Source organism: Enterococcus durans NBRC 100479 = LMG 10746 (assembly GCF_001544215.1).
GTDB lineage: Bacteria > Bacillota > Bacilli > Lactobacillales > Enterococcaceae > Enterococcus_B > Enterococcus_B durans.
Genome location: NZ_BCQB01000028.1, coordinates 1 through 16720 on the forward strand (window position 1 = coordinate 1; position 16720 = coordinate 16720).

The 16720-nt window shown below is 39.8% G+C and carries 13 protein-coding genes; 10 read left to right on the top strand and 3 right to left on the bottom strand.

Translation table 11 applies throughout. The features are described from left to right. From ED2_RS08950 to ED2_RS08970, 6 genes are all read left to right on the top strand, one after another. A partial coding sequence (locus ED2_RS08950; protein WP_060789752.1) for a hypothetical protein occupies positions 1-475 on the top strand: 475 nt, incomplete at its 5' end. A gap of 370 nt (positions 476-845) precedes the next feature. After that, a complete protein-coding gene (locus tag ED2_RS08955) occupies positions 846-1139 on the top strand; it encodes a WXG100 family type VII secretion target (RefSeq protein WP_016177296.1) in 294 nt (97 codons plus the stop codon). 204 nt (positions 1140-1343) lie between these two features. Beyond that, on the top strand, positions 1344-1628 hold the full coding sequence (locus tag ED2_RS16050; protein WP_016177297.1) for a hypothetical protein: 285 nt from the start codon (positions 1344-1346) through the stop codon (positions 1626-1628). Continuing rightward, positions 1598-2506, top strand: a complete 909-nt coding sequence (locus tag ED2_RS08960) for a type VII secretion protein EssB/YukC (protein WP_231369434.1) — start codon at positions 1598-1600, stop codon at positions 2504-2506. Before ED2_RS16050 ends, ED2_RS08960 begins: the two co-directional genes overlap by 31 nt. A 285-nt stretch (positions 2507-2791) precedes the next feature. Further along, complete coding sequence (locus ED2_RS08965; protein ID WP_005876117.1) at positions 2792-3730, top strand: 2-dehydropantoate 2-reductase; 939 nt, start codon at positions 2792-2794, stop codon at positions 3728-3730. A gap of 14 nt (positions 3731-3744) precedes the next feature. Next, on the top strand, positions 3745-4797 hold the full coding sequence (locus ED2_RS08970; protein ID WP_016177299.1) for a PTS sugar transporter subunit IIC: 1053 nt from the start codon (positions 3745-3747) through the stop codon (positions 4795-4797). Between the two features lie 345 nt (positions 4798-5142). On the opposite strand, the gene ED2_RS08975 is transcribed toward ED2_RS08970, so the two are convergent. Next, complete coding sequence (locus tag ED2_RS08975) at positions 5143-7302, bottom strand: GH92 family glycosyl hydrolase (protein WP_016177300.1); 2160 nt, start codon at positions 7300-7302, stop codon at positions 5143-5145. Between the two features lies 1 nt (position 7303). Then, positions 7304-8350, bottom strand: coding sequence for a GntR family transcriptional regulator (locus ED2_RS08980; protein ID WP_005876112.1), 1047 nt, complete (start codon positions 8348-8350; stop codon positions 7304-7306). Positions 8351-8503: 153 nt separating this feature from the next. On the opposite strand from ED2_RS08980, the gene ED2_RS08985 reads away from it, so the two are divergent. Genes ED2_RS08985 through ED2_RS08995 form a run of 3 tightly spaced genes read left to right on the top strand, consistent with a single transcriptional unit; the run spans position 8504 to position 13352 of the window. Continuing rightward, on the top strand, positions 8504-9793 hold the full coding sequence (locus ED2_RS08985) for a glycoside hydrolase family 125 protein (protein ID WP_005876110.1): 1290 nt from the start codon (positions 8504-8506) through the stop codon (positions 9791-9793). Between the two features lie 10 nt (positions 9794-9803). Beyond that, on the top strand, positions 9804-12485 hold the full coding sequence (locus ED2_RS08990; protein ID WP_016177301.1) for an alpha-mannosidase: 2682 nt from the start codon (positions 9804-9806) through the stop codon (positions 12483-12485). A gap of 3 nt (positions 12486-12488) precedes the next feature. Further along, a complete protein-coding gene (locus ED2_RS08995) occupies positions 12489-13352 on the top strand; it encodes an ROK family protein (RefSeq protein WP_005876107.1) in 864 nt (287 codons plus the stop codon). A 73-nt stretch (positions 13353-13425) separates the two neighbouring features. Here ED2_RS08995 and ED2_RS09000 read toward each other — a convergent pair whose 3' ends face one another. After that, positions 13426-14280 carry an RluA family pseudouridine synthase gene (locus ED2_RS09000; protein ID WP_005876105.1) on the bottom strand — a complete coding sequence of 285 codons (855 nt, stop codon included), beginning with the start codon at positions 14278-14280 and terminating at the stop codon, positions 13426-13428. Positions 14281-14486: 206 nt separating this feature from the next. Here ED2_RS09000 and ED2_RS09005 point away from each other — a divergent pair, with 206 nt between their 5' ends. Further along, positions 14487-16658: a PBP1A family penicillin-binding protein gene (locus ED2_RS09005; protein WP_005876103.1), complete on the top strand. Its 2172-nt coding sequence runs from the start codon at positions 14487-14489 to the stop codon at positions 16656-16658. Positions 16659-16720: the final 62 nt, after the last annotated feature.

Here is a 16720-nt window from a genome sequence, read left to right on the forward strand (position 1 = left end):
AAATTTAAGAGAACGAGCAGAACAAGAAAAAAACAAAGTCTATCCATTCTTTTATCGCGCATTGGAATTATATATGGAAGCTGGTAAAAAAGTGATCGTTTCCGAATATCCATTTAGTGACAAACAAAAGGAGAAACTGCAGTTTTTAGCAAAAAAATATGAGTATGAAGTGATTACCATTCGTTTGGTCGCTGATTTTGAGGTTTTATGGGCACGTCGTCATCAAAGAGATCGCGAACCAGAACGCCATCTTAGCTATATCATGGATCATTACCACTATGGGGACCAATTAGAAAATCGATCATTGGGCACGAATCATATCACAAAAGAAGCATTTAAAAAAATAATTAATGCGCGACAATATGATCGTTTCGCACTAGGAACCCTTTATGAATTTGATGTTACTGACTTTACCAAAGTAGATTATACACCACTACTCGATCGATTAGAGTGGCAAGTTGCACATGATGAATGATCAAGAATGTCATTTTTGATGTACGTAAAGAAAGTGAAAAATCGGCAGGATAGCATGCATATGATTTAGCAAAAAGTCAATTTTTTTCTTACTAACTCTGAATAAACGGCGGGAATAGAAGTTGCCTCTTTTTGAGGAATACTTCATTCCTGCCGCTTTTTTCTTTAACAATTCGGACTGTATTCATTCCAATTCTATTCTCCAAGCATTTTCTGCAACTAGAGAGTGAGACAAATCTAAAAATCAGTTTTGCTACAGACTCTCGAATAAACGTTGTCTCGACCTCAAATAAAAAACAAAGAGAGGCGTATATTATTTTGAGCAATAAAATAGCAAGTGGATAGTCAACACGTTGAGAGGGGGGAGAACGGTGTCAAGAATAATTGCAGTCACACCAGAACAGTTAAAATCTCAAGCAAAAGTTTATTCGCAAGCATCAACACAATTACAGGAGGCAATGCTAAGAGTCAATACGATGAATCAGCAAATTGCCCAAGAATGGAAAGGCCGAGCCTTTCAAGCATATCTTGAACAATACAACCAACTAGAAGGAAGTATCAAAAAGATGGAGGAGCTACTAAAAAACATTGATCGGCAACTAACGAATTACGCGACTACGGTTGCACAACGAGACCAAGAAAATGCGCATTCCTTTGGGTTTTAAACGTAGTCATGTGTACATAGCGGCATAGCAAAATGAGTGAAAAAAGCTTTGTTAGGTACAGCTACAGTTGCCACCCTCTTTTGACTTAGTGATAGTAAATAAAGCAATTCGACTGAGGGAAGAGGATGTCCTAGCTGATGATCCATTAAGAACTGGTGATTCTTTCGCAATAAAAGAAAGTTGAATAATCGAGGGGTTGGTGTTTTGAATGGACAAAGCAAAAGCACAGAAGAACTTACCTTGCAAGAGACACAAGATTATGTGGTGATAACTTTAAAAGAAACACAATATCAACTAGAAAGATTGGATCAATACCGTTTATTTTTAGAGAAACAAAAAAATTTCATGGTCGGGGAAATCCTCTCCTCTACAGAAGAAAAATTAGTGATCCGATATCACAAAGAAAAAGGTATGCAGTCTTTAGCACAAATAGGAAAGAAGATCGATCCTTATCAACGATTGGTGATTGCCAAAAAATGGGAGATCTAGTGGATTTCTTAGGTAGCCCAGTTCAACCGTATCTCCATCCTGACAATCTATTTATTTTTGGTGAAGAATTGAGGATCGCACATCGGGGATTCATACAAGCTGTAGTTCCTTATGTGGCGGAGCAGTCCTTATTTATTAAACAGTATCGTGCGCTGCTCTTGGCTATCTTACATCCTGAAACTGATTATCGAGGATTGATGGAAGGCATCAGTGTATTTAGGGACGTCTTTTCCAAAAAAATACAAGAAGCAGGAACGATCAACGAGCTCCATCAATTGATAGGAACACGGATCGTCCAACAAAAAAACAAACGTCAAACAGAAAATTTCTTTGTGAAAAAGCGTAAGTATAGGTTATACAAATGGGGAATGGTGATATTTATTTTCCTGACAAGTTGTTTTATGGGGATCGTTGGCGACTATCAGCTAAAACGAATACCAACACTCGAACGTTTCAGCCAAGCAAAAGCATTGTTTATTGATGAGGATTATCCAGGTGTTTTAATGATGTTACGAGAGGATAAAATCGCTGATCTTTCGGAATCTACTCGATATGTATTGGCGGTAAGTTCAGTCCATGTAGCCACATTAGCTGACAAACAAAAAAGAGGGATCTTAGAGCTACTATCAAAAAAAGCAAGTGATGATTTGTTGCTTTATTGGGTGTATATCGGGAAAGGAGCTTTAGAAAAGGCGTTAGAGATCGCCAAGAAATCTGAAGATAAACCGGCTATTTTATACGTCTATACCAAGTTATACGATGAGTCACAAACAAAGCAACAGATGGAGAGTAAGAAAAAACAGGAACTACGTGCAGAGTATAAAGAAGCAATTGAGTACTATTCCGATTTAGTAGAAGGAAAATTCATCACTGACTAAAAAACGTTCCAGTATTCCTATGGATGGTAAGCTCCATTCCTCGTTTCACTGACGGGATAAGAAAAAAAGCCTGATCGGTCCTCTGAAATCGATGCAAATGAACGTCAACAGCAAACTACAACAAAGGACGTCAAACTAAGCAATGCTACAACGAATGAAAGAATCATTGAAAATAGAACAAGATGAACAGTATCATTTATTCAAAAAAAATTTAGATAAATGACTAGTTGAGATTGTGAAGCAAATCCCACACGGGTATAATGTTCAAAAAAGGAGGAATAAGAAATGAGAATTGCTATTGCAGGTGCTGGCGCGATGGGCAGCCGCTTTGGTTTAATGTTACAACAAGGAGGAAATGAGGTCTTGTTGATCGATGGGTGGGCAGAACATGTCCAACAAATCCAAGAACATGGACTAAGAGCGAACTACAACGGAAAAGAAGTAGTGGCCCATTTACCGATCCTTTTGCAATCAGAAGTAGGTGAATCTGACCAAGTTGATTTGATCATTTTATTTACGAAAGCGATGCAGTTGGAAAAAATGTTGAAAGACATTCAATCGTTGATCAAAGAAGATACGGAAGTATTGTGTTTGCTGAATGGTATCGGTCACGAAGATATCATCGAGAAGTTTGTTCCAATGGAGAATATCTATATCGGGAATACAATGTGGACAGCCGGCTTAGAAGGTCCAGGCCAAGTAAAATTATTTGGTGACGGTTCAGTCGAATTACAAAATTTAGGTGCTGGGAAAGAAGCAGCAGCGAAAGAATTGGCGCGTAAATTAGCGGAATCTGGTTTAAACGCTAAATTCTCTGACAATATTCGTTATTCTATTTATCGAAAAGCATGTGTGAATGGGACGATGAATGGGCTATGTACGATCTTAGACGTGAATATGGCTGGATTAGGCAAGACCACGACCGCACATAAAATGGTTGAAACAATCGTCAATGAATTTGCGAAAGTTGCTGCATTTGAAAATATCCATTTAGATATTCCAGAGGTGATTGCACATTGTGAGTCATGCTTTGACCCAGCAACGATTGGAATGCATTATCCTTCCATGTATCAGGACTTGATCAAGAATCATCGCTTGACTGAAATCGATTATATCAACGGTGCTATTTCTAGAAAAGGTAGGAAATATGGCATAGTTACGCCGTATTGCGATTTCTTAACAGAACTTGTTCATGCAAAGGAAGATAGTTTAAATGTAAAATGAGGGAGCGAGATTATATGGAAGAGACAAAACATCTATCACCAAAAATTTTTCTAAATAAGGTACTGGCAGGAACCGCTACAGGAATCATCATTGGTTTAATCCCAAATGCAGTATTAGGAGCCATTTTAAAATATTTTAGTGATTATTCGATAGCAGTGACAATCGCACAAATGGCAGTTGTTTTTCAGTTAGCAACGCCATTGATCATCGGCGGTTTGATTGCATTACAATTTGGGTTTAATCCAATGAAAATAATGGTAGTTGCTGGAGCAGCTTTTGTAGGTTCAGGGGTAGTCAAATTTGCGCCTGATCTTGGGGAAACAGGAACTTATGTAGGTTCTGGAACAGGAGACATCATTAACACGATGCTTACTGCCTCGATAGCGGTTCTTTTGATCTTATTGATTGGTGAACGTTTTGGCTCTGTCGCAATTGTATTGACGCCAATTGTTGTTGGGGTAGGAGCCGGTTTGATCGGGTATTACTTGTATCCTTATGTGACAGCTATTACTTCAGCAATCGGTACATTGATCAATAACTTTACCACGCTACAACCTCTATTGATGTCGATTTTGATTGGTTGTTCTTTCGCCTTTTTGATCATTTCACCGATTTCTACGGTAGCAATCGGTATGGCGATCCAATTAAACGGCGTTTCTGCTGGGGCAGCTGCTATGGGTGTTGCAGCTACTACAATAGTTTTAGTTGTGAATTCGTGGAGAGTCAATAAACCTGGAGTAACGATCGCCATTGCACTCGGAGCGATGAAAATGATGATGCCTAACCTGTTTCGAAAACCAATCATTCTAGTTCCATGTTTGGTCAGTGCGGTGATTTCCGCTATTCCAGTTGCACTGTTTTCTATTTCTGGAACACCGTCATCTGCTGGATTTGGCGTCGTTGGTTTAGTCGGACCTTTAGCTTCTTTAGATGCAGGATTGAGTCTCGTTCTTACTTTTGTATGTTGGCTAGTTGTGCCTTTGATTGCGGCTTTACTGACACAATTCATCTTTGAAAAAGTATTGAAACTCTATGATAGAGAAGATGTATTTAAATTTTTAGGTTAGTCTGTGAAACAGTCAGAAAAATTTCCAAGAATAGCCACTGTCGATAAACTCGTGGGGCTCTGACCAAAAACAATCAATAAGAGTTTTGCTACTGAAAAAAAAGGTCGGTTGTTCGGAGCGAGTGGACAAGAAAGTGATTTTTTGCCTCACTTAAGACAGAAAATCTGTTGGAGGCATTATTGGAAACCCTCTTGGGAAAATTTGGTTTAAGCACAGCTAATAATAAGCTTGGATGTTGATTTTTTCGATTATAGAAAGTCCTTCTATAGTGAATCAATCGTTCATCCAAGCTTATTTTATAGGGAGAATAGCACAATCACAATAAAAGCTATCGTTTGAAACTATTTAATCGATTTCCTCCGACAAAGAATAAGGTAGAGCACTTTCGTGGTGGTAAGCTGCGTGTGGCACAATACCTAATCTGTAAGAAATCGTTCCGCCTTCTAACAAGTCTTCGTAAGTAAAGAAAAGATCTGTGTGAGGGAGATTTTTTCTTTTTACTTTATGAATAAATTGATGCTGCGGCTGATTAGGTGACGTTTCGATAGTCAGCGTCTTTCCGTTAGATAAGGCAATGGTTGCTTTATCCAACAGGGGCATTCCAATGACGTATTCGCCTGTTCCTGGCGTTACAGGGTAAAAACCTAAGCTATTGAAGATATACCAAGCAGCCATGCTGCCATTGTCTTCGTCTCCTGGATAACCGGTCGGCGTATCATCAAAAGTCTGTGTCAACAATTGTTTGAGCAAAGGTTGAGCCATTTCTGGTTTTCCGATATAGCTAAAAAGATAAGGATAATGGAAACTTGGTTGATTCGAGATAGCTAACTGACCAAATTCGATAGCGGCCATTTCACTCATTTCATGGATCTCAAAACCATAGCCCCCAACTTCAAAGCTTGGTGCTTGGTTGCATAATTCGATCAATTTTTCTTCAAATTTTTGCTTTCCGCCATGGGCTTTGATCAGACCAGCGAAATCGTGGTAGACAGCAAAGCTACTTTGCCAAGCACTACCTTCTGCATAATCTTGGCCCCAGCGGATAGCAGAAAAAGGTTCTCTGAAAGTTCCGTCTACATCTTTGGCACGCATAAAACCTGTTTGTTGGTCGAAAACATTTTGGTAATTCAATGCCTGCTGCTGATAATGTTGGTTGATTTTTTCTTTTCCTAGCACTTTAGCTACTTGGCTGATACAAAAATCACTGTAGGCATAATCCAATGTATGGTTGATCGACTCATGATAAGTGCTTGGTACATACCCATATTCAAGATAGTCTTTTGTTCCTTGTCGTCCATAGTTTTGGTTCGCACTTTGAACAGTAGCACCTTTATGCATCGCCTCTAAAAATTTTTCCATCAAATCTTCTCGAATACCTTTCACCGCCGCATCTGCGATAACTGCATCGATCAATGTGCCTGGCATCAAACCACGTTCATCAGGCGAGAGCCACTTTGGTAAGAAGCCGGTTTCATTATAACTATTTAAAAAGCCTTCGAGCATTTCCTCATATTTCTCCACGGCAATCAAGGAATAAAGAGGATAAACAGTTTTATACGTATCCCAAAAGCCATTATTTGTGTAGAGTACACCAGACTTTACAGTGCGGCTAGTCGTATCATAATGGATTTTTTGACCATTAGCATCGATCTCATAGAAGGTCTGTGGGAATAAGAAAGTCCGATACAGATTATGATAAAAGGTACGTGTTTGTTTTGGATCATGATGTTCGATTTTTATGCGATCAAAGTAGTCTTGCCACTGGTTTCGGCTATTTTTCAAATAATCAGCAGCTTTTTGATGAAGCTCTTGGTTCAAATTATAGTGAGCTTGTTCTTCACTGATAAAAGAAGTTCCCAGTTGAGCAACTAAATTCCTAACATCACCAAAATACAATGGAATGGAATCGGCTTGTTCACCGGAATTTGTTACACGAGTTTTCGCTAAGAGCGGCTGATTGAATTTTAGAACAAAATAAAACGTAAAATCAGGATCTTCTGAGCCGGCAAAATGCGTGATCTGGCCGAAAACGGTATGACTATCTTTTACATTTAGAGAATATTTTCCAGGAAAAGTCAGAAGTAAACCGCTTTCTTTTTTGCTATAATCAATCGTTAAGATCCCGCCATACATACTTGGAATGAGGGTCGATTGTGTTCCGTCACGCAATTGACGAATAGATACGTGTGTTGGTGCAAAGATACTTTCTTCTGGTCGATAAGAGCTTTGCGCATGGAATAACGTATTTTCTGGCAATTCCCCTGTGAAAGGGGTCATGACAAAATGACTGAAATCACCCATCCAAGAACTTGGCTGATGGGTAAGACGGTAGCCTTGAAACACACGATCTTCTGGATGGAACCACCAACTGCCTTTTTGATCTGTTGTTTGTGGTGCAAAATAGTTCATTCCAAAAGGAACGCCAGTGTAGGGCTGGCAATTCCCGTTGGAGAAATTTGGTTGATTCGCGGTACCGTGCCGGGTATCGATTTGTTGGATGTCCATATTACATCTCCTTTGTTGAGTGTCGTTTGATAAATGAAACTGGATAACTACTATCAGCGGGTATCTCTTTTGTCTGTAACCATTCAATGAGCGATCTTCCTGCAATTTCCCCTAATTTATGAAAATCCTGAGCTACGGTGGTTAATGGAGGATCGACCAGAGCAGCGGCCTGGATATCATCAAAGCCGATAACTGAAAAGTCATTAGGAATGTCATAACCATGTTGCTTCAAGTAGTTCATCGTTTGAATGGCGACAAGATCGTTTTCACAGACAAAAGCTGTTACTTTATGGTCATTGACATAGTTCATCAAGGTATCGATCGTAGCACTTTTATCATCTAAAGGGGTATGGAAAGGCAATCTTGCTTTATTCAATGCCTCTAAGTAACCCAAATAACGTTGGCGTACAGATTGTGGATGAGTCTGTTCGCCAAAAAGATACGCAATTTTTTGATGTCCTTCTTTTATTAAGTGTTCCGTAGCTAGAGAACCGCCTTGGAAATTGTCTGAAAGAACAGTAGGAAAAGGTAATTCATAGATTTTCTTATCTAAAATGACCACTGGAAATTGCTTCAATGAAAGTTCAAAGAGCAAATCGAGGTGATGATCTGTATCAAAAGCATAATAGATCAAACCATCAAATTCCTGCATAAGTTCATGTGCTGTTTTATTCGTGAGAAAATCTAGGGTAGTCATCATGACTTCCAACTGCTGTTCTTGCATGACAGGATTCAATCCTTTGGTAAAGTCACCTACGGAAAGATCTGACAAAAAAGGCAATAGGAATAAAATACGACTATTTTTAGGAAGCACTGCATGCTGTTCCACACTAGTTGCGGCCTTAACAAAGCTTCCTTTTCCACGTACCCGATAGATCAATCCTAATTGCTCTAATTCTGTAAGGGCTCGTTTCGAAGTGATTCGACTTACTTGATATTTTGCTGATAATTCTTTTTCTGTAGGGACTTGGCTATCGACTGGCAACGAACCGTCAGCAATAGCAGCTTTTAGGTCATTGAATATTTTTTGGTATAACGGTTGATCCATAAAAACACCTTCTTATATGATATATCATAGATAAATGATAGCATAAAAAAGGGAAAAGTAAATAAGAAAAATCTCATTTTGAAAGCGTAGACATTTTTCTGGCAGAGAGGTATAATTCGTTTGTGATATACCAAACCAGAAAGAGGGAAAATAATGGCTTATAAAGATATACCAAATTCAGTTAAACAATTTATGGAAGAAATAACAGCAAAATGCGGAGATAAACATGCGGATTGGGCGGAAAACTTTTCTGCGGCATTTGCGAATACATTGTTAACGACTGTAAAACGTCATGAGGATGGAACGACTTTCTTATTAACTGGCGATATTCCTGCGATGTGGCTACGTGATTCTACTGCACAGGTACGTCCGTATCTTGTACTGGCAAAAGAAGATGAAGATTTAGCCGACATGATCAGTGGGTTAGTTAAGAAACAGTTCAATTACATCAATATCGATCCTTATGCGAACGCATTCAACGAAGAGGCGAATGGGGCGGGCCACCAAAACGATCATACGAAGATGAATGACTGGATCTGGGAACGAAAATATGAAATCGATTCCTTATGCTATCCGGTGCAATTGGCCTACCTATTATATAAAAATACAGGTCGCACAGATCAATTCGATGCCTCTTTTGTAGAAGGTATCAAAAAAATATTAGGCGTCTTCAAAACAGAACAGGACCATGAAAAATCGCCTTATACATTTGTGCGTGACACGACACGCAAAGAGGATACTTTAATAAATGATGGGCGCGGTACCAAAGTTGCGCCGACTGGCATGACTTGGTCAGGGTTCCGTCCTAGTGATGATGCATGCCAATACGGCTATCTAGTTCCTTCCAATATGTTTGCTGTTGTGGTCTTAGAGTATATAGAAGATATCTTTACAAACATTCTTTCAGAAGAAGAATTGGTAAAAGAAGCGAGAAAATTAAAGACAGATATCCAACAAGGCATTGATGATTTCGCCTATACACAAAATCAAAATGGGGAAAAAATCTATGCTTACGAAGTGGATGGTCTAGGAAATACATCGATCATGGATGATAGCAATGTACCTAATCTGATCTCTGCACCATATCTAGGCTATGGTTCGATGGATGATCCACAGTACCTTGCAACTAGAGCGACTCTATTGAGTAAAGAAAATCCATATTTTTACGAAGGAGAATATGCGAAGGGAATAGGTTCTTCCCACACACCTGAAAACTATATCTGGCCAATTGCTTTAGCGATGGAAGGGATGACGACTGAGGATAAAGCAGAAAAAGAACGGATTTTAGATTTGTTAGTAGCGACAGATGCTGGGACACACTTGATGCACGAAGGCTTTGATGTAAACAACCCGCAAAATTACACGAGAGAATGGTTCTCTTGGGCAAATATGATGTTTTGTGAATTAGTCATGGATTATTTTGATATTCGAGTAGCGAAATAGGAGGAAACATATGAAAAAGAAAGTATATATCATTTCTCATAGCCATTGGGATCGAGAGTGGTACATGGCGTACGAACAACATCACATGCGATTGGTTGAATTAATGGATGATCTTCTGGAATTATTCGAGAAAGATCCAGAATTCAATAGTTTCCATCTTGATGGGCAGACGATTATTCTGGATGATTATCTGCAAGTTCGACCTGAAAAGAGAGAGTTGGTTCAGCAAGCAATCACGGCAGGAAAATTACGGATCGGTCCGTTCTATATTTTACAAGATGACTTTTTGATCAGTTCAGAATCAAATGTGCGCAATATGCTGATTGGTATGGAGGAAAGTCAAAAATGGGGAACACCTGTCATGCTGGGTTATTTCCCAGATACCTTTGGCAATATGGGGCAAACACCGCAGATGATGAAACAAGCTGGATTAGAGGCAGCCGCATTTGGGCGAGGTGTTAAGCCGATTGGGTTTGATAATCAAGTATTAGAAGCGGAAAATTACTCTTCGCAGTATTCTGAGATGTGGTGGAAAGGACCTGATCAAACAGAGATTTTTGGGTTGCTTTTTGCGAACTGGTATAGTAATGGCAATGAAATACCATCAGAAAAAGAAGCAGCAAAAGTTTTTTGGAAGCAAAAACTGTCAGATGCAGAACAGTATGCTTCGACAGATCATCTTTTGATGATGAACGGGGTCGACCATCAACCTGTTCAAAAAGATATATCAAAAGCAATCCGTTTAGCAAATGAACTATATCCTGATTATGAGTTCGTCCATTCTAACTTTGTGGATTATCTTGAGGCAGTCCAAAAAGATCTACCAAAAGATCTGGGGGATGTTGAAGGTGAGTTGACGAGTCAAGAAACGGATGGATGGTACACTTTAGCAAACACAGCTTCAGCACGAGTATACTTGAAACAGTGGAACACAAAAGTCCAAAGACAACTTGAAAATATTACAGAACCGTTGGCGACGATGGCGTATGAGGTAACAGGAGAGTATCCGCATGATCAACTAGACTATGCTTGGAAGACACTGATGCAAAATCATCCTCATGACAGCATCTGCGGCTGTTCCGTTGATTCTGTGCATCGAGAAATGATCACACGATTTGAAAAAGCCAATGAAGTAGGGAAGTATCTGGCAGATGAAGCACTGAGACAACTAGGCGAAGCAATCGATACGAGTGGATTACCAGAAGCTAGTTATCCATTTGTTGTGTTCAATACTGCTGGATCGCCTAAAACAGGTGAAGCAGAAATCAGCATCGAATTAGAAAGAAAACGGTTTGCAGAAGGAATACCAGAAGCACTTTATGCGGAATTGGAACAGCGACCAAAGAAAGTGTATCATGTCGAAACAGTCGACGGGAAAAAATTATCCGCAATGATCTCAGAAGAGAAAGTCGCGTTTGGCTATGACTTACCAAAAGATCGGTTTAGGGTACCATATATGGCACGAACGATCACAATTCGTTTACCTATAATTGAAATGCCTGCTTTTTCTTGGGAAACATTTGTTTTAGTTGAAGGGGCGGCCGAAGAACAAGCCGGTACGCTGATCGAAGATGCTGGACGAGTGCTGAAAAATGATCAAGTTCAGTTAGAGATCCAGTCAAACGGGACACTCACTTTGACAGACAAAGTCACTGGGGTTGTATTAGACGACTTATTAGTTTTTGAAGATGTGGGTGATGTTGGGAATGAATATATCTTCAAACAACCTGAGAATGACCAAGCGATTTTATCTAAAGAAATAAGCAATAGTACAATTGAAATCGTGACCGATACAAAAGAACTCGCACAAATCCGATTGACGCAAGAGATGGTGATCCCAGTTGCGGCAGATGAGCGTCTAGAAAAAGAACAAGAAATGGTCATCGAATTTCGGCATAGAAAAGCAGGGCGTTCCACAGAAACAGCGGTATTAGAGCTGACTACACTGATTACTTTAAGAAAAAATAGCAAGAAAATCGATTTTGAAACAACTGTGGATAATCAAATGAAAGACCACCGTTTGCGTGTCTTATTCCCGACAAAGTTACATGTGGAACAACATGAGGCCGATAGTATCTTTGAAGTAGTCACACGTCCTAATACTGTCGCAAAAGATTGGGAAAATCCTACGAATCCACAATACCAGCATGCATTTACTCACTTAGAAGATCAAACGTACGGTGTAACAATTGGAAACTATGGACTGAATGAATATGAGATTGTCGATGACGGTGTAATTGCGTTGACATTATTACGTTGCGTAGGTGAATTAGGTGACTGGGGATATTTCCCAACTCCTGAGGCACAATGTTTAGGAGAACATCGATTTAACTATAGTATCGAAGTACAGCCAACGGCAGAAAAATTCGTTAGCTATCAGCATGCCTATGCTGCACAGATTCCTTTCTCAACAAAACAATTAGTAAAACAAAAAGGAACACTTCCACAAAAAAATCAATATTTATCTTGTACAGGTGAAACGTTTGCAATTACAGCTTTGAAACGGAGCAAATTTAGTGATAAAGTAGTAGTAAGAGGATTCAATATGTCTAGTCATTTAGAAAAACTACAGATAGAAAAAAATGGTCAATCTGGACACTTGTTGAATCTACTTGAAGAAACATGGGAAGAAACGGTTGATCCAAATCTTAAGCCTTATGAAATTCGGACAATCGGATTTAAGGAGGAATAGCAAATGTATGGTGGGATAGAAGCAGGTGGAACAAAATTTGTTTGTGCGGTGTCTGATGAAGGCGTTATCGTAGAAAAAATCAGTATTCCTACAACAGCGCCGGAAGAAACATTGAAGCAAGTCTTTGATTTTTTCGATCAATATGAGTTAGAAGCAATGGGCATCGGTTCTTTTGGTCCTATCGGTATTGACAAGAGTACAGATAGCTATGGCTATGTTTTAGCCACACCAAAAAAAGGTTGGACGAATTACAATTTTTTGGGGAGTATCAAAGACCATTATGATATTCCAGTTGCATGGACGACAGATGTGAATGCTGCAGCTTATGGCGAATTATTGAAAGGCGCGGCTATTGGCAAAAAAAGTTGTATTTATTTGACTGTTGGAACTGGAATTGGGGCAGGCGTAGTGATAGATGGAAACATCTTTTCAGGGATCGCACATCCGGAAATGGGGCACATTTGGGTCAAGAGACATCCAGACGATACGTATGAAGGGACCTGTCCTTACCATAAAGATTGTTTAGAGGGATTAGCCGCTGGACCTTCCATTGAAGCACGCACGGGGATCAAAGGCCAAGACCTTCCTCAAGATCATCCAGTCTGGGATATGCAAGCTTTTTATATTGCGCAAGCTTTAGTCAACTATACACTAACCTTGGCTCCTGAAAAGATCATTTTAGGTGGAGGTGTCATGAATCAGGACCACTTACTTCACAAAATCCGTCAACAATTTGTTGAACTGATGGGTGGTTATATGGAAACACCACCAGTCAGTGAATATATCGTTCGTTGGGGACTACCTAATGAGAGTGGCATCATCGGTAGTTTGTTATTAGCAGAGCATGAGTTAGCTCAAACAAAATAATCAGGGGATTCCTGTCCTCTAAAAATGAAAACACGACATATCAGCGAAAGTAAAGCTGACATGTCGTATTTTTTTACCATAGACCAGGGGTTGCTGTTCCTATGATTTTTTCTTGAGTGAATGGGTGGGTCATATGCAGTTCTAAAGCATGAAGCATTAGACGTTTATCAGGACGCTCTTGGTAAAGCGGATCACCAACGATCGGATGACCATAGTTTGCCAGATGTACTCTGATCTGATGAGTTCGACCAGTTTCTAATACACAATAGACTTGGGTTTGCCCATGACTTACTTGGTCGACTGTCACACGTGTCAGCGCGGTTTGGCCATTTCTGTTATCGACGACTCGTTTTCTTCGATCATGACGGTCACGCCCGATTTTGTCTTGAAAAACCAAGTCATGATTGATCGTTCCCCAAACAATTGCTTGATAGCGCCGGTAGATTTTCTTTTGTTCTAACATTCTTCCTAAAATGGGCAAAACAAAAGGGTTTTTGGCAAATAAAATAGCGCCACTTGTTTCTTTATCCAAGCGATGGACAACATATGGCTGTTGCCCTTTATCTGCTAGATAGGCAGCCAGATGATTGAGCAAGGTATCATTTTCTGTGGGCTCGTTGGGATGAGTTTTCATTCCAGCAGGTTTGTTGAGGATGATCAGATGGTCATCTTCATATAATGGATGGATATGTTCTGCCGCTCCTAGCTGGATTTGTTGATAATTGTAATCTGTTTCCTCGAAACGTAAGGTGATATGATCGCCACCGTGAACTTCAAAATGAAACAAGGCTGGTTCTTGATTGATCCAAACATTCCGTCGTGTTCGTAAGAAATGGCGGACTTTTCTTGGAACAAGCCATTCTTGCTCTAACAATTCTCGAACGGTTGTTGTAGGATGGGTGCTAGGTAAGGTAATCGTGATTTCCATAAATTTACTCCTTTTAGTCAAATGCAGTTTCATTGTATCATTTTTAAAATATATTTAAGAAAAAAATGAACGATTTCTGACATTTGGTATGCTAAACTAACGGCACGATTGCAAAAAGTCGATTTTATACATCTTAAGCAGGAAGTAACACAAAATAACTTGTGTTAAAATAAGACGATTGAATCAAAAAGATAGGAGAAGTAACTATGGATTTTCAAAGCATTTTAAGGAAAATAAAAGCTGCTTTGATCAGTTTTTGGCAATGGATCAGACCTTATCTCGGACAGTTTCATCGATGGCGAAAACGGATTTGGAAAAAATACCACATCAATAAAGTCATCTTATTACTCGGGCTCATTGTTGTATTGATCACCAGTATCTATCTTTTTATTTTAGCAAAACAGGCAAATGTTGAGACCCTGAAATCTGGCTTAAGCCAGTCAACAGTTATTTATGATAAAAAGAATGAAGAAGCAGGAACACTTTATGCACAAAAAGGAACATATGTCGAATTACAAGCGATTTCCCCTCATATACAAGATGCGGTAATTTCAACAGAAGACCGAAATTTTTACCAACACCATGGATTTGATATCAAAGGGATTGCCAGAGCAGCGGTGAGAATGGTTTTATCCGGAGGAACATCCGGTGGTGGCGGAAGTACGATCACACAGCAACTTGCAAAAAATGCGTACTTGACACTTGACCAAACCTTTGATCGAAAAGCAAAGGAACTTTTCTTAGCGATCGAAATAGAGAAGAAGTATAGCAAAGAAGAAATTTTGACGATGTATTTGAACAACGCCTATTTCGGTAATGGAGTGTGGGGAGTGCAGGACGCTTCACGAAAATACTTTGGCGTTGATGCAAGCCAGGTAACGATCTCTGAGGCAGCAACCTTAGCGGGAATGCTAAAAGGTCCCGGAATCTATAATCCGATTGATCATCCGGAAAATGCAAACAATCGAAAAAATACCGTATTAAGTGTAATGGAAGAAAATGGGAAGCTGACAAAAGAACAATATCAAGCAGAAAGTCAAACCGATATCAGTCAATACCTCAACGACACATATGATAATTCTGAATCGGGTTATCGCTACCCTTATTATTTTGATGCGGTCATTGATGAAGCGGTAAAAGAGTATGGTTTAGATGAAGCGGATGTGATGAATAAAGGCTATAAAATCTATACCGCATTGGATCAAGACTATCAGAAACAATTAGAAGCAACATATCAAAATAATGCCATATTCCCAGCCAATGCTGCAGATGGCGCAATGGTCCAATCCGCCTCCGTTGCTTTAGACCCACAAAGTGGTGGCGTTGAAGCACTGGTCGGGAGACGTGGTGAACATGTTTTCCGTGGATTTAGTTTTGCCACGCAAATGGAACGATCACCAGGTTCAACGATCAAACCGCTGAGTGTCTATGCACCTGCGTTAGAAGCAGGTTATACGCCGTCAAGTGTGTTGAGAGATGAACCACAATCGTATTACGATGCGCATAACTTTGATGGAACGTATCAAGGTAGTGTTCCAATGTATCAAGCAGTCGCCAATAGTTTGAACTTGCCAGCTGTTTGGTTGCTCCATGAGATTGGCTTGCAAAAAGGATACGACAAAGCAGAAGAATTTGGGTTACCTTTATCAAAATCAGACAAATACTATGGTCTGGCATTAGGTGGTCTGGAAAAAGGGGTATCACCATTGACGATGGCAGGTGCTTATAGTGCTTTTGCCAATAAAGGAAAAATGTATACACCACATTTAATCACTAAAATCGTTGATTCTACTGGTGCAGTGATCGTTGACAATACGAGCAAAAAGCCAAAACAAGTGATTTCTGAAGAAACGGCTGATCAAATGACAAGTATGCTTTTAGGTACATTTTCAAATGGAACAGCAGTTGCGGCAAATCCAGCCGGTTATACAGTAGCCGGAAAGACAGGAACTACTGAAACCAACTTTGATTCTACCAAAGCCAACGACCAATGGATCGTAGGATATACCCCTGACGTAGTGATTTCTACTTGGATGGGATACGAAGAATCGAGTGAGATCCACTATTTAGAAGGTACCAGTGGGAATGTTGTCGGGAGAGTCTTCAAGTCAGCAGCAGAAGGAATCCTTCCTTATACGGATAAAAGTAGTTTTAGTGTGGCGGATGCATATGCCACAGGCGGACAAGTCGTTGCTGCCGATCAAGTGAACAATGACACGCAATCTAACGGAGAAACGAGTCAGTGGCAAGATAACCTGAATCAGTATGGCGAGCAGGCAAAAGATGGCCTGAAAAAATTTGGCGATCTAGTGAAAGATGGTGTCAAAGGAGTCGGAGAAGCAGCCAAGGATCTTTGGCGTAAATACCAAGGAGAGTAGACTCTATGAAAACGGATAAACAAATGTTACAATAAAAGGGAATAAAAAAAGAAAAGAGGCTA

Coding starts and splice junctions, on each gene's coding strand:
- ED2_RS08965 (WP_005876117.1), top strand. CDS start 2,792: ATGAGAATTGCTATTGCAGGTGCTGGCGCGATGGGCAGCCGCTTTGGT.
- ED2_RS08970 (WP_016177299.1), top strand. CDS start 3,745: ATGGAAGAGACAAAACATCTATCACCAAAAATTTTTCTAAATAAGGTA.
- ED2_RS08975 (WP_016177300.1), bottom strand. CDS start 7,302: ATGGACATCCAACAAATCGATACCCGGCACGGTACCGCGAATCAACCA.
- ED2_RS08980 (WP_005876112.1), bottom strand. CDS start 8,350: ATGGATCAACCGTTATACCAAAAAATATTCAATGACCTAAAAGCTGCT.
- ED2_RS08985 (WP_005876110.1), top strand. CDS start 8,504: ATGGCTTATAAAGATATACCAAATTCAGTTAAACAATTTATGGAAGAA.
- ED2_RS08990 (WP_016177301.1), top strand. CDS start 9,804: ATGAAAAAGAAAGTATATATCATTTCTCATAGCCATTGGGATCGAGAG.
- ED2_RS08995 (WP_005876107.1), top strand. CDS start 12,489: ATGTATGGTGGGATAGAAGCAGGTGGAACAAAATTTGTTTGTGCGGTG.
- ED2_RS09000 (WP_005876105.1), bottom strand. CDS start 14,280: ATGGAAATCACGATTACCTTACCTAGCACCCATCCTACAACAACCGTT.
- ED2_RS09005 (WP_005876103.1), top strand. CDS start 14,487: ATGGATTTTCAAAGCATTTTAAGGAAAATAAAAGCTGCTTTGATCAGT.